A 14159-nucleotide genomic window follows, 5' to 3' on the forward strand; every position below is an offset into this window, starting at 1 on the left:
AGGTGTCGGATGCGCTACGCTTATCCGGCCTACAATAGCAATTATTGTAGGCTGGATAATATGTTTACTTATTTACGCCATATGAGCAGCGGCAATATCTAACAACGCCATCTCTTCGCTGTTCAGCAGTTTCTCAATATTGACCAGAATCAGCATCCTCTCTCCCAGCGCGCCCAGACCCGTCAGATATTCCGTTGACAGCGTAACCGCGAATTCCGGTGCCGGTCGGATTTGATCGGTTGTCAGCGACAGCACGTCAGATACGCCGTCAACCACAATCCCAACCACCCGTTGCCCCAGATTCAGTACAATCACCACGGTGTTTTCGTTGTAATCCACATCGCTCTGGCTAAACTTCACGCGCAGATCAACAATCGGCACAATCACACCGCGCAGGTTTGTAACGCCTTTGATAAACGCTGGCGTGTTAGCAATGCGGGTTACCTGATCGTAACCACGAATTTCCTGCACTTTCAGGATATCGATACCGTACTCTTCATCCCCCAGCGTAAACACGAGGAATTCCTGACCTGACGGTTCGCCGGCCAGTTTAGTTACATTACTCATACCGGTCATATTATTCCCTTTCTTACTCAATCAGGCGGCTGTGATCGCCACACGTTGTTCGCGGTTTAACCCCTGCAATGCAGACACATCAACAATCAACGCGACGCTACCGTCGCCGAGAATCGTTGCAGCAGAAATACCTGGCACTTTGCGGTAGTTGCTTTCCAGGTTTTTGACCACCACCTGGTGTTGGCCAATTAACTGATCGACAAGCAGCGCATAGCGACGACCTGCGCTTTGTAAAATTACCACGATGCCCTGCGTTGCTTCGGTTTTTGCGCCTTCAACTTCGAAGACTTTCCACAACTCAACCAGCGGCAAATATTCGCCACGCACTTCCAGAACGCGCTCTCCTCCGGCCAGCGGATGGAGATCTTCTTCGCGCGGTTGCAGTGACTCCATCACGGCATTCAGCGGCAGAATAAAGACTTCGTCCGCCACGCGTACGGACATCCCGTCAAGGATCGCCAAGGTCAGCGGCAGCAAAATTCGGATGGTCGTCCCCTGTCCTTGCTTGGATTGGATCTCAACATGGCCGCCCATCTCCTGGATATTTCGCTTCACCACGTCCATCCCCACACCGCGACCAGAGACATCCGTCACCTGTTCAGCCGTCGAGAAGCCCGGGGCGAAAATCAGCATACCGACTTCGTCATCGCTCATATTTTCGTGGATCGGCATCCCCTGGGAGATGGCTTTGGCGAGGATTCGTTCGCGGTTCAGACCAGCGCCATCATCGGTCACTTCAATACAAATATTCCCGCCCTGGTGTTCGGCGGAAAGCGTCAGATTGCCGATGGGGCTTTTCCCGGCTTCGAGACGTTTTTCCGGCAGTTCAATACCGTGGTCCAGACTGTTACGCACCAGGTGCGTCAATGGATCGATGATGCGTTCAATCAGGCTTTTATCGAGTTCTGTTGAACTCCCCACCTGCGTCAGCTCAACCTGTTTACCCAATTTACCCGCCAGGTCGCGGACCAGGCGTGGGAAACGGCTGAACACGTACTCCATCGGCATCATACGAATCGACATCACCGACTCTTGCAAATCACGGGCGTTACGTTGTAACTGCCCCATACTGGTGATGAGATCGCCGTGATTGACCGGATCCAGTTCATTAGAACGCTGGGCCAGCATTGACTGGGTGATAACCAGTTCACCGACCAGGTTAATGAGCTGATCAACCTTCTCAACCGCTACGCGGATGCTGGTTGATTCACTGGCGCGGGCAGGCTTATCACGTTCCGCGCGGGCGTGTGGCGCTTCACTGGCGGCGGTTTTGACCGCAGGCGCGACGGCAACCGGCTGCGGCGTCGCGACTACGGCTACCGCTTCAGTTTCCGCTTTCGCATCAACCGCCACGGGCGCTGCGCTGACGGTTTCGAATTCAATCTGATCCGCTTCAATTACGAAGCAAAGCACCGCAATAATGTCATCTTCCGCAAGGTTGCCATCCAGCGTTGCAGACAGCGTATCGCTTCCTTTCACCACGTCGGTTAAGGTCGCCAGATTCCCCAGCTCCTCTTCCAGCAGATCGACTTCACTGGATTTCAGGCGCGAGAGAATAATCCGTTTCTTGACCTCTTTACTGGCCGGAGCGGGATTGGCAACGGTTTCTTCCTGCATCGCCGCCCCGTCAACAACGCTCAGCTTTGCGGTATTGACGAGCGCGGCTGAGGTTTCACCTTTTGCTTCAAGCGCTAACTGTCGTAACGCATTACAAATGTACTCAAAGCTGGCGGCATCCGGCTCTTCTGAGTTTTTATAGGCGTCGAGCTGTTCCTGCATAATATCTTTCGTTTCCAAAAACAGGTTGATAATGTCGGCATTAAGCTGCATCTCGCCACGCCGTGCTTCATCCAGCAGGTTTTCCATCAGATGGGTCGTTTCCTGCAAAATGGTAAAGCCGAAGGTGCCCGCCCCGCCTTTTATCGAGTGCGCGGCACGAAAAATGGCATTCAGCTGTTCGGAATCCGGGGCTTCAGGAACCAAATCGAGCAGGTGTTGCTCCATGTCGGCCAACAGTTCGTCGGCTTCATCAAAAAAAGTCTGATAAAAATCGCTAATATCCATGCTCACGCTATCACCTCGGATTGGCTGGTGGCGATGTGGGAACGCTTGCCGGCGGAAGTTCCGCTGGCTGTTGTAAGACACTTACCGGCTCATTCTGGCTTTCAGCGTTTTCATGCAAAATGGCCTCTTCTGCCTGCTTATTGAGAACCAGCAGGCTAATACGGCGGTTGATGGCGTCCTCAGGACCGCGATCGCTCAGACGCATCGTGGCGGCCATGCCTACCACCCGTAATACTTTTCCATCATCCAGACCGCCGCTAACCAGCTCGCGGCGCGACGCATTAGCGCGATCGGCAGACAGTTCCCAGTTGCTGTACCCTTTCTCACCGTTGGCGTAAGGGTAATCGTCAGTATGTCCGGAAAGACTGATTCGGTTAGGGATGCCGTTGAGCACTGGCGCAATAGCCCGCAGGATATCGCGCATATACGGCTCAACTTCGGCACTGCCGGTCTTAAACATTGGTCGGTTCTGACTGTCGATAATCTGGATCCGCAGCCCTTCCTGAACTAAATCAATTTTCAAATGCGGGCGCAGCGCACGCAGTTTAGGGTCCGATTCAATCAATTGATCGAGATCGCCGCGAAGTTTGCTTAAACGGCTTTGCTCCATGCGTTTTCTCAAATCATCAATATTCGGCTGCTTGTGCACTTCTCCCTGCTGCTGGGTGTAATCATCCCCTCCACCAGGGATGGGGCTTTGGCTATTCGAAATGCGATTACCACCAGTCACCGCGGTAGCCAGTGGGGTACGGAAATATTCGGCAATCTGGATCAATTCTTTAGGGCTGGAGATGGAAATGAGCCACATCACCAGAAAGAAGGCCATCATCGCGGTCATAAAATCGGCGTAGGCGATTTTCCACGAACCATGCGCCCCACCACCGTGACCTTTATGTTTGCGTCGCTTTACGACGATAATGGGATGGGCCTGATTTTTCATGCGTCCTCGGTCGTCTGCTGCGCAGCTGGATTTCTCACCGCACGAACATGCTCTTCCAGTTCGATAAACGAAGGACGTTCGCTGGAATACAATGTCTTACGACCAAATTCGACGGCAATCGGCGGGGCGTAACCATTCAGGTTGGAGAGCAGCGTTATCTTCACGCACTGCATCATCTTGGTGGTTTCAGCGCTTTTCTGACGCAGGACGCTGGCAAGTGGAGAAATAAAGCCATAGGCCAGTAAAATACCGAGGAATGTCCCCACCATCGCATGCGCAATCAGCGAACCCAGTTCAGCCGCCGGGCGATCGGCGGAAGCCAGCGCATGGACAACGCCCATGACCGCCGCCACAATCCCGAATGCCGGTAGCGAGTCGCCAACCATCGCCAGGCTATTAGCCGGAACTTCGGCTTCGCTCTCATGAGTCTCAATTTCTTCGTCCATCAGCGCTTCAATCTCAAACGTATTCATGTTGCCGCTGATGATCAGTCGCAGATAATCGACAATAAAATCAAGCATCACGGCATCCGCAAGAATGCGTGGATAGCTGGCGAAGATTTCACTCTCTTTAGGGTTTTCGATGTCACGTTCGAGCGAGAACATGCCCTGCTGACGTGACTTGGCCATCAGGCGATATAGCAGCGCCAGCAGATCCATATACATCGCTTTGGTGTATTTCGAACGACGGAAAAGCATCGGGATCGCTTTCATCGTTCCCTTAATGGCTTTTCCGTTATTGCCGACGATGAATGCCCCAATACCTGCGCCACCGATAATCACCAGCTCAGCCGGTTGATAGAGTGCCCCAAGGTGTCCGCCGGTCATCATGTAACCGCCGAAAACTGTACCAATAACAACCAGGTAACCTAATAAGATAAGCACGACATTATCCTTTCGCAATTGACTATGACAGGATGCGCAGTCGGGAAGTTAACTTGAGGTCAGGACAAAAAAAAGCAGCGGTAATCGCTTACCGCTGCTGGAGTGTTTATCCACACCGTATCAGTTAAACAGCCTGTTCGATCTGTTCATCCAGCAGTTGTGGAATAATATCGGCAGCATTCTGGGAAAGTTTACGTCTTTTTACGGCCCGTGATGGCGGCTGGCATAAACTGCAGGCAAAGCTGCCTGCGGGTTGGTGTGCGTGGGTGATAAAGTTCCCGCCGCAACAGTTGCATGTGGACAATTCCAGCAGTCCGCTGTCGACAAAACGTACCAGCGTCCATGCGCGAGTTAACGCCAGCAGTGGACCATCTTCCTGCTGCGGACACTGCTCAAGATATAAACGATACGCTTTAATTACGGCATCCACACCGCTACACAACCCTGTTTTGAGCAGGAATTGCCATGCATTGCAAAACATCGAGGCATGGATATTTTGTTCCCACGTCATAAACCAATCGGTGGAGAAAGGAAGCATCCCTTTTGGCGGAGGACTGCCGCGTAATTCTTTGTACAGCTTGATAAGACGACCACGACTTAATTGCGTTTCGCTTTCCAGCATTTGCAAACGGGCGCCCAATGTGATTAATTCCATTGCCAACTGGATATCACGCGCTTCCTGAACAATGCTTTTTTCGCTCATCATCAAGCCCTTTTCTTGCGCGCGGCATCATCGATGTCGCTTAACAGTCGCGTAGAAAGCATGATGCCGGTATGAATTTGCTGGAGATCGTCAACGCGGGAGTCTTGCGTCAGGCGAGTAACAGTCTGGTGATCGTCGAAACGGAAGTGACACACCAGTTGGTTTGTTTCAGCCAGTTTGACCATTTGAGGAAGAGTTAATGTTGCCAACGTGTCCGCCATCTCTTCGCTGATACCAAGGCGAAACATCGCAGATGCTTTGTCCTGAACGATCAAACGTTGTGCAAGCAATAAATATGACAAATTGATGTCATAAATGTGTTTCAGCAACTCGGATGTATGCATTATTTGCATCCATAATAACCAACATTATTTTCATGCGGTAAAACCGCACCCCGTGATGTCGCCGGGAAGTCCCGGTAAAAAAAAGCAAAAGGTCAAATACATAGCAGCGTGACGACACATACACGTTGTGTAAATCAGCCCTTTTGAAGAATGCGCACTTCTTACAAGCTCACATCAATTCTTACAATTGTCTAAGATTTTTCCTAATTCGACGCAACTCTACCCGCCGCAAGTTACACATACAACGGAACCGTGCTGCGAATTTAAAGAATATGTGACGCAGATCACATAAATCAGCTAAACACTTAACATAAATCCATCAGCGTAGCTTTTACTTTGCTTATTTTTTAAACCAGCATTCATCTTTTCGATTCCTGGGCTACGAATATTCTTGCAATAAAAGCGAATAGTATTTTGTTCACAAACGTTAATATCACGCTGTGAAATAGCGAGCTGGATCACATATTTTATGTAAAACGACTTTTCAATTAAATTGTTTATAAACAACAACTTAAATATTAAGGGTGATTAATTAATACCGCGCAGTGATAACCTGCCAAATGTTAATATTTGTTTATTTTTTATTAACACATTGTTTTCATTGGCGGTGAGTTTTACTTAAGTGACCAGAACCTATTTGCAATTTATATGAAGCGATTATTCTATTTATAAGAATAATTAATGAATAATAATGATGGGATTCACACTATCCTGGGGAGAAACGTTGCAGTATGGAGTAAGCTGAGTAAAGCAGAAAAGTTCTCTCATAATTCTTGAAAAAAAGGAGCGAGTTATGAGCTATGCGCACATTCTGGTGGCGGTTGCCGCCACCCCTGAAAGCCAGCAATTGTTAGCCAAGGCAGTTTCTATCGCTCGCCCTGTCAACGCCCGTATTAGCCTGATCACATTGGTCTCAGACCCTGAAATGTATAACCAGTTTGCCGCCCCCATGCTGGAAGACCTGCGTGAACTCATGCAAGAGGAGACCCAGGATTTTATCGATAAACTCAGCAAAGAAGCCCAGTACCCCATCGAGCATACTTTTATTACCTATGGGGCACTGAATGAACATATTCTCGACGTTTGCCGTAAACACGCAGTCGATCTGGTCATTTACGGCAACCATAACCAGAGCTTCTTTTCGCGCGCTTCGTGCTCAGCAAAAAGCGTGGTCGGCGCCAGCCAGGTGGATGTTCTGCTGGTTCCTCTGGCTGGAGATTAATACCGTCTTCAGGTCGTTACGCCAGTTTCGAACAGGAAGGCACACTGTCTGACAACTGGCGCTTACTCTGACGCGACGTAACTTTTCTTAGATCGCATATAAATCTCGCCTGCCAGTTGTCGATATCGTTTTTAATGATAGTCTCAAGCATTTCAGCATGACGAGAGATACGTTCAGCAAGCGACATTGTCAGCGCCTGGTTAAGTGCGCCAGCCACTTCATCCCGGTCATAAGGATTCACAATAAGCGCAGAAGTTAACTCATTCGCCGCCCCGGCAAATTGCGATAACACCAGAACGCCGGGGTTGGCAGGATCCTGTGCAGCCACATACTCTTTCGCCACCAGGTTCATACCATCGCGCAACGGCGTCACTAATCCTACGTCAGAATAGCGGAATATTTTCATCAGCAATTTGCGGTCAAAATACTGGTTCAGATAGTAAAGCGGCGTCCAGCCCAACTGCCCATATTTACCGTTAATCCGCCCGGCCTCTGTCTCCAGTTGATGGCGAATGTCCTGGTAGGCCTGCACCTCTCCGCGCGAGGTTGGCGCTATCTGCGTATAGCGAATTTTGCCATGGTGCTGCGGGTAATGCTCCAGCAGCGCCTCATAGGCCTGGAAGCGCTCTGGCAAGCCTTTGGAGTAATCCAGACGCTCAACGGAGAATATATTCTTCACATTCTTAAGCTCTGCCTTTAACTGCGCCATTTTTGGCGGCAGAGGACCTGAGGCCTGGCGTGCGATTTCCTCCGGCTCGATGCCGATTGGATACACTTCTGTGCGAAACGCTTTATCCCATGCTTTGTGGCGCTTATCGCTGTGGGTAGTTACCTGAGTCTGGACAGCCAGACAGTCCAGAAAAGCCTGGCGATCGTTTTCGGTCTGGAAACCCAGTAAATCAAAATCACACATCTGCTCAAGCAGAGCCTGGTGTGGAGGGAGCGCGTTAAAAATTTCCGGCGTCGGAAAAGGGATATGCAGGAAAAAACCGATGCGATTATTCACGCCGCGTTTACGCAACTCGTAGGCAAACGGTAACAGGTGGTAATCATGAACCCAAATAATGTCATCTTCGCTCAGCAGCGGCAGCAGTTTATCTACCAGCAAGGCATTAACCCGCTGATACCCCTCCCAGGCCGGGCGCTGAAACTGAACTAAATCCAACCGGTAGTGGAATGCAGGCCATAAAACGGCATTCGAAAACTGACAGTAATACTCTTCATAATCCTGCTCGCTCAAATTAAACGAGGCCCAGGTAATATTGCCACGAGTGACCTTTTTTAACGGTTTATCCTCATTACCGATATCGCCACTCCAGCCAAACCACAATCCACCAGCAGTTTTTAACGCGCCCAACACACCGACCGCGAGCCCACCTGCGCTCCCTTTGTCATCTGGCGAGGCGATACGATTAGATACTACGACTAAACGACCCATAGTCACCTCTTCTGTTGTTTGTTGTATTCGATTGTTGCTGCGAAGAGTTAATTTGCTCCAGCCAACGCCAGACATCGCTGACGCCATCCAGACGCCATGTCGCCAGCGTCGCCCCGCTCCCCACCTTCACTGAAATACCGCCTGCGCGGTTAACTACCTCAAAGCCAGTTTCATCCGTTAGATCATCACCGAAAAATACGGGGATCCGTCCGGCAAAAGGCGCTTCCTGCATAAATGCAGCAATTGCATCGCCTTTATTCGTACCTTTCGGTTTTATTTCAACGACACATTTTCCATGCTGCAATGCAAGCTGCGGCCATGTATGCGTGATGCATTCCGCCAGCGTTACCAGCGCTGCTTCATGCTCTGGCGCCTGACGATAGTGCAGCGCGAAAGCCATACCTTTTGCTTCCAGCGTCGTGCCAGGCAGTTTCGACAACGCCGTCTGTAACAGCGCGCCGGCTTCACGTTCAATACCCGCGGGCAGGCGCACTATATGGGTTTGACCATTGATGTCACGGCGTTCTGCCCCATGCACTCCGGCAAGCGGAAAACGAAAGGGAGTGGTGAGGCCGTCAAGCTCAGCCATCGAGCGCCCTGAAATCAATGCCAGCGCACCCGCGTTATGCGTCGCCAACTGATGTAATAATTGCAGGATTGTCTTAGGGACAACGACCTGGTCAGGATAGGGCTTGATCTCAGCCAGTGTCCCATCGAGATCAAAAAAATAAGCACAGTTTGCAGATTGTTCAGGGGGTAATGTCAGTGATGCTGTCACCCGGTTATCCTCCTCATCATGGTTTGTACGCCGCGCGGATCGCGCCGTATAGATGATGTATGACGGATATAAGTATAGACAGTGTGACCATGCTCGCCATTTGGAAAAACAATCGCCAGCCGGGTAGCGGCTGGCGATTAGCTGAGGCTAGACTAAAAAGTTAGGGCTTAAATCATTAAATGGTACGCTTCGCTTTTTGCTTGTAACGGTCGAAGATTACCGCCGCCAGCAGGATGAGACCACGTACGACGTACTGTGCAAAAGGAGAGATATTCAGCAGGTTCATCGCGTTCTCAACCGTCCCCAGAATTAATACCCCGGCGACCACATATGAGATTTTTCCGATGCCGCCTTTCAGCGAAACGCCCCCTAATACACATGCAGAAATCACGATCAGCTCATAACCGATTGAGGTCATTGGCTGACCGCTGGTCATGCGCGATGCGAGGATAATGCCGGCAATTGCGGATACCAGACCGGAAAGAATAAAGATAATAATCTTGGTGCGAACAACCGGAACCCCGGCCAGGCGCGCAGCCTCTTCATTCCCTCCAATAGCCAGCGTGTTACGACCAAACGTGGTTTTATTCAACAGTAAGCCAAATACGATGAAACAAACGATCGTTATCCAGATAGGTGCCGGCAGCCCGAACCAGTTAGCATAGCCAAGGGTGAAGAAACGCTCGTCTTCAATCCCGACCGCCTTACCGTCAGAGATAATGTAGGCCAGACCGCGGACAATCTGCATCGTCGCCAGAGTGGTGATCAGGGCATTGATTTTTAACCGTGCAATCACAAACCCATTCACCAGACCGCATAAAATCCCCAGCAACAGCCCGGCAGCGACGCCAATCCACAGGCTCTCGGTCATGTTGATGACCACGGCAGTAGTGACCCCCGCACAGGCAATGACGGATGCAACGGACAGGTCGAAGTCGCCGGATGCCAGGCAAAAGAGCATCCCACATGCGACCATACCCGACATCGATACCGCCAGTCCCAGCCCCTTCATGTTGATGAAGGTGGCAAAGTTTGGCACGAAGATGGCACAAACCAGGAACAATGCCGCGAACACCACCAGCATCCCGTATTGATCCCAAATGCGGCCAAGATTTAGCGCCGATTTCGCAGCACCTGAACCCGATGTAGAAACGGAAGACATCATACTCTCCTTATTCAGGCCACAGCCTGGCTGACTTTAGGCATTGCAAGGCTCAACGCCTGGCGTTCATCCGCCTGTTCATGAAGTAACTCCCCGGCAATCTCGCCTTCTCTCATCACCACGATACGATCGGCGACACCGAGAACTTCTGGCAGGTCACTGGATGCAAACAGCACGGCCACGCCGCGCGCCGCAAGGGCATAAATCACGTTATAAATTTCATGCTTGGCGCCCACATCAATGCCGCGGGTAGGTTCATCCAGCAAAATCACTTTCATCTCTTCCGATAACCACCTGCCAAGAATAGCCTTCTGTTGATTACCGCCAGAGAGGTTCATGATCAGTTGCTCCGCCCCCGGTGTTTTGATGTTGAGCGAACGAATATGGTGATCGGCATTGGTTTCTTCCCAGCCGTTATTGATCACGCATCCTCCCAATACATGTTTACGACGCGCGCTAATGTTGATGTTGTTACGCACCGAATGAACCGGAATAATCCCTTCAGCTTTGCGATCCTCCGGGCACAGCATCATCCCCGCTTCAATGGCGTGGCTCGGTTTGCGAATATCAATTGGCTGTTCATCAATAAACACCTGGCCTGCGGTGATACGCGTGCCGCCAAACAATCCTTTCATTAATTCGCTACGTCCAGCGCCCACCAGCCCAAACAGTCCGACGATTTCACCGCTACGCACCGATAAACTGATCGGCGTGCGCACGCCAGGGGCTTTGACCTCATGCAAACGCAGGCGCTCTGCGCCATAAGGCCTGGATTTCCAGCCATAAATATCACCCAGGTCACGCCCCACCATCGCCTGCACCAGCGCGTCGTGATCGACCTGCTGCATATCCGTAAACGTTTTAACGTAGTGCCCATCTTTAAATACGGTAATGGCATCGCTAAGGGCAAAAATCTCCTCCATACGGTGCGAGACATACAGAATGATGCGCCCTTCGTTGCGCAGCTCACGGATAACGCGAAACAAATTCTCAATCTCGCGTGCCGACAGGGAACTGGTCGGTTCATCAAAGGCGATAATTTTGGCGTTACGCGCCAACGCTTTTGCAATCTCTACCATCTGCCATTGACCAATGGAGAGGTATTTCAGTGGCGTGTCGGGATCGATATCCATGCCAAGATGCTTAAGCTGTAGCCCCGCTTCATAGTTCAGCAGCGACCGATTCACAATGCCGCCTTTATGCGGCAGTTGCCCTAAATAGATATTTTCGGCAACGGTCATTTCCGGGACGAGATGCAGTTCCTGGTAAATAATGGCGACACCGGCGTTCAACGCGGCTGTGGTATCCGCAAACGAAACTTCTTGTCCGCGGATCGCCAGGGATCCCGTCGTTGGCGCATAGTTACTACTGAGAATTTTTAATAGTGTTGATTTTCCGGCGCCATTTTCGCCCATCAGCGCATGCACCTGACCGGCATAGCAATCGAAACTGATATCCGTAAGCGCTTTAACGCCAGGGAACGTTTTGCCAATGCCGCGAAATGAGAGATACGGGGTAGACTGTTGCATAACGTCTCCGTGATTCAGATCTTTATACCGGATGGCGGCTTTGCCTTATCCGGCCTACTGAGTACGTAATTCGTAGGCCGGATCAGACGCTTTGGCGACGCATCCGGAATTTATGTTACTTACCGCCTAAACCTTTCTTCGCCAGTTCTTCTTTGAAGTTATCGCGGGTAATCAGCACCACATCCGTCACTTCAGTAAACATCGGTGGCTCTGCACCTTTCGTTACCCAGTTGTAGAGCATTTGGCTTGATTTATAGCCGTGAACGTCCGGGCTTGGCAGTAATGAACCGTAGAACCCGGTCGCTTCGCCTTTAGAGAGTTCACTCACCGCGTCAACGCCGTTAATACCGATACCGATCACGTTCGGCGCTTTAAAGCCTTGCCCTTCGGTCGCACGTACGCCGCCCAGCACGGTGTTGTCGTTCATACCCACGATCAGCCAATGTTTGACTTCAGGATGCTGAACAAGCATGGAGTTAGCGGCGTCGAATGCGCCAGGGATATCATTCGATTTGGTTGGAACCTGGTAGATCTGTTTTTCCGGGAAGCCCGCAGCTTTTAGCGCTTCCATTGAGCCTGAAGTGCGGCGGCGCGCGGTATCCAGTTCGTTCGCGGTAATCGCCATTACCGCGGTGGATTTCACATCCCACCCGCGCTTTTGCATCTCCTTGTACAGCTCCTGACCCTGGCGTTCACCAATTTTTGTTGCCGCCATCATGACCAGCGGCACGGTGTCCATCGGTTTCCCTTTCGCGTTGGCAAACTGGTCATCGACAGCAATGACTTTCATATCGTAGCCGCGCGCCTTCGCCATAATGGCAGGCCCGAGTTTGGGATCCGGCGTACAAATCACAAACCCTTTCGCACCGCTTGCAGCCAGGCTGTCAATCGCGTTAAGGGTTTTCTCACCATCCGGGACGGCGATTTTTATCACCTCAAAACCAAGGTCTTTACCGGCTTTATCGGCAAATTTCCATTCAGTCTGGAACCACGGTTCTTCCGGTTGTTTGACCAGGAAACCGAGCTTCATGGACTCAGCGATAGCGGATTGTGACATAATGGCAGCCAGGCCGATGGCCGCCAGCGCTTTAGTGAATTTGTGCATGGTCAACTCCAGCTTTAACGTTCTTTTATGTAGGGTAAAATCAGACGATTTTTTGTAATTCGGACGTAAAACAAGGCATTACCTTTTATTGATAAGATCAATGCCAGTGCTGAGAGTATTTTTAGCGGGAAATTGATTCTCCATAAGAGAGCGGCATCACACCACAGAATTACAGTAATTGCGTACATAAATTCAGCGAGAAATGACATAAAAAAACGCGATTTTGACGACGAAGAAAAAGAGGAATAGCAGATTAGTCCATAACATCAGTCAGCAAATCCTTGTCCCCGAATGCTGAAGCATTCGGGAAAACAATGTTTACCATGGGTAGTAAATGTGGTCGGCGTGATCGCGAACCGGAATATCATCTCCCAACAGACGCGCCGAAAGCGTAAACGCAAAATCAAAAATATGCCCTAATCCTTTGCCGCTAATAAGATTGCCATCCTCAACAACGGGCACATCGATATATTCGCCATCCGTGACGTTTTGCCATAAATCTCCCGAGCACACGTAGCGACGCCCCTTTAGCAGACCGTTGCCGCCCAGTACGCGCGCGGCCGCAGAGCACACAGGACAAATCAGTTTTCCCGCCTCATCATGGCAGGTGACAAACTGGATGACTGCCTCGCTGGCGGCAAGATTAACGCTACCTTGCGGCCCCCCAGGCAACACGACGGCATCGTAGAGATGGGCCTGACGCGCAGCCAACGTACTGTCGGTCACCATCGGTACGTCATGATAGCTCACCACCGCACGCGACTCCGCGCAGGCCAGCGTTTCGACTTCGATATTCAGGCGACGCAGAATATCAATGGTAACAATCGCTTCCGCCTCTTCAAAACCAGGCGCCAGCAGCACCGCAACCTTTTTCATAGGTAACTCCTCGATTTCCCCACATTCACCAAACAATAAATGCCGAATCGTACAGGTCGTTAAATTTATTAATTTCAGCAAAAATGATCTGGCGCAAAATATTAACTACCAGATAGTTTTCATTTACCTTACCCAATCGTGAAATCGCTACCAGCCGGGACTTCATAATCAGCGAGGTCAAGACAATAGCGTATTGTTAAATTTAATTTTGTGATATGAAACAACATTTCATTGTCAGAATATTGATTTAAATACTTAAATATCAATCAATTACATTCACGCATCTTATATGACGAAATGCAGGTATTAAGAATATTGCTATGACAATATGTAAAAAAACATAAATATGCAGATTTAAGGATTTTCTTATGTCAGATCACGCGCTATGCTGAATCTCGATCGGAAGCGGATATAATCCGTGATCACTAAAGGACCGGCGGAACGGATTTATTCTGCTAACAGTTTTAATTGTACGTAGATGTGAAGTGCGGCGACAGCCCGTTGCACTGACGTTAGTAACGTACATTCTCCTTTCTGG

The 14159-nt window shown here is 50.4% G+C and carries 13 protein-coding genes; 1 reads left to right on the top strand and 12 read right to left on the bottom strand.

Annotated elements, in window-relative coordinates; translation table 11 throughout:
* Positions 1–72: 72 nt before the first annotated feature.
* From cheW to flhD, 6 genes are all read right to left on the bottom strand, one after another.
* Positions 73–576 carry a chemotaxis protein CheW gene (gene cheW / locus OOJ59_RS04870; RefSeq protein WP_038641481.1) on the bottom strand — a complete coding sequence of 168 codons (504 nt, stop codon included), beginning with the start codon at positions 574–576 and terminating at the stop codon, positions 73–75.
* Between the two features lie 21 nt (positions 577–597).
* The gene (cheA, locus tag OOJ59_RS04875) at positions 598–2646 is read right to left on the bottom strand and encodes a chemotaxis protein CheA (RefSeq protein ID WP_121529173.1); all 2049 of its coding nucleotides are present in this window, start codon (positions 2644–2646) and stop codon (positions 598–600) included.
* A 4-nt stretch (positions 2647–2650) separates the two neighbouring features.
* Positions 2651–3580 (bottom strand): flagellar motor protein MotB, encoded by a 930-nt coding sequence (gene motB, locus OOJ59_RS04880; RefSeq protein WP_038641486.1) that lies wholly within the window; start codon positions 3578–3580, stop codon positions 2651–2653.
* Complete coding sequence (gene motA / locus OOJ59_RS04885) at positions 3577–4464, bottom strand: flagellar motor stator protein MotA (RefSeq protein WP_032939611.1); 888 nt, start codon at positions 4462–4464, stop codon at positions 3577–3579. The genes motB and motA overlap by 4 nt, the downstream gene beginning before the upstream one ends.
* Positions 4465–4588: 124 nt before the next feature.
* Entirely contained in the window at positions 4589–5173 is a 585-nt protein-coding gene (gene flhC / locus OOJ59_RS04890; protein WP_170973258.1) for a flagellar transcriptional regulator FlhC, read from the bottom strand.
* A complete protein-coding gene (gene flhD, locus OOJ59_RS04895; RefSeq protein ID WP_003034622.1) occupies positions 5170–5511 on the bottom strand; it encodes a flagellar transcriptional regulator FlhD in 342 nt (113 codons plus the stop codon). The genes flhC and flhD overlap by 4 nt, the downstream gene beginning before the upstream one ends.
* Positions 5512–6304: 793 nt before the next feature.
* On the opposite strand from flhD, the gene uspC reads away from it, so the two are divergent.
* Positions 6305–6733, top strand: a complete 429-nt coding sequence (gene uspC / locus OOJ59_RS04900) for a universal stress protein UspC (protein ID WP_038641488.1) — start codon at positions 6305–6307, stop codon at positions 6731–6733.
* Between the two features lie 16 nt (positions 6734–6749).
* On the opposite strand, the gene otsA is transcribed toward uspC, so the two are convergent.
* From otsA to OOJ59_RS04930, 6 genes are all read right to left on the bottom strand, one after another.
* Positions 6750–8171, bottom strand: a complete 1422-nt coding sequence (gene otsA, locus OOJ59_RS04905; RefSeq protein WP_069323586.1) for an alpha,alpha-trehalose-phosphate synthase — start codon at positions 8169–8171, stop codon at positions 6750–6752.
* Entirely contained in the window at positions 8146–8949 is an 804-nt protein-coding gene (gene otsB, locus OOJ59_RS04910) for a trehalose-phosphatase (protein ID WP_087856039.1), read from the bottom strand. Before otsB ends, otsA begins: the two co-directional genes overlap by 26 nt.
* Positions 8950–9124: 175 nt before the next feature.
* Positions 9125–10111 (bottom strand): L-arabinose ABC transporter permease AraH, encoded by a 987-nt coding sequence (araH, locus tag OOJ59_RS04915; protein WP_042307755.1) that lies wholly within the window; start codon positions 10109–10111, stop codon positions 9125–9127.
* A gap of 14 nt (positions 10112–10125) precedes the next feature.
* Entirely contained in the window at positions 10126–11640 is a 1515-nt protein-coding gene (gene araG / locus OOJ59_RS04920; RefSeq protein ID WP_268063352.1) for an arabinose ABC transporter ATP-binding protein AraG, read from the bottom strand.
* Positions 11641–11755: 115 nt separating this feature from the next.
* Positions 11756–12745: an arabinose ABC transporter substrate-binding protein gene (locus tag OOJ59_RS04925; RefSeq protein ID WP_038641497.1), complete on the bottom strand. Its 990-nt coding sequence runs from the start codon at positions 12743–12745 to the stop codon at positions 11756–11758.
* Between the two features lie 318 nt (positions 12746–13063).
* The gene (locus tag OOJ59_RS04930; RefSeq protein WP_160956345.1) at positions 13064–13621 is read right to left on the bottom strand and encodes a DJ-1/PfpI family protein; all 558 of its coding nucleotides are present in this window, start codon (positions 13619–13621) and stop codon (positions 13064–13066) included.
* Between the last annotated feature and the right edge of the window lie 538 nt (positions 13622–14159).

Source organism: Citrobacter sp. W9, from assembly GCF_026719375.1.
Lineage (GTDB): Bacteria > Pseudomonadota > Gammaproteobacteria > Enterobacterales > Enterobacteriaceae > Citrobacter > Citrobacter werkmanii.

Bases quoted from the DNA above. Each gene is read 5' to 3' on its own strand.
- cheW (WP_038641481.1), bottom strand. From the start codon at position 576: ATGACCGGTATGAGTAATGTAACTAAACTGGCCGGCGAACCGTCAGGT.
- motB (WP_038641486.1), bottom strand. From the start codon at position 3,580: ATGAAAAATCAGGCCCATCCCATTATCGTCGTAAAGCGACGCAAACAT.
- flhD (WP_003034622.1), bottom strand. From the start codon at position 5,511: ATGCATACATCCGAGTTGCTGAAACACATTTATGACATCAATTTGTCA.
- uspC (WP_038641488.1), top strand. From the start codon at position 6,305: ATGAGCTATGCGCACATTCTGGTGGCGGTTGCCGCCACCCCTGAAAGC.
- otsA (WP_069323586.1), bottom strand. From the start codon at position 8,171: ATGGGTCGTTTAGTCGTAGTATCTAATCGTATCGCCTCGCCAGATGAC.
- araH (WP_042307755.1), bottom strand. From the start codon at position 10,111: ATGTCTTCCGTTTCTACATCGGGTTCAGGTGCTGCGAAATCGGCGCTA.
- araG (WP_268063352.1), bottom strand. From the start codon at position 11,640: ATGCAACAGTCTACCCCGTATCTCTCATTTCGCGGCATTGGCAAAACG.
- OOJ59_RS04925 (WP_038641497.1), bottom strand. From the start codon at position 12,745: ATGCACAAATTCACTAAAGCGCTGGCGGCCATCGGCCTGGCTGCCATT.
- OOJ59_RS04930 (WP_160956345.1), bottom strand. From the start codon at position 13,621: ATGAAAAAGGTTGCGGTGCTGCTGGCGCCTGGTTTTGAAGAGGCGGAA.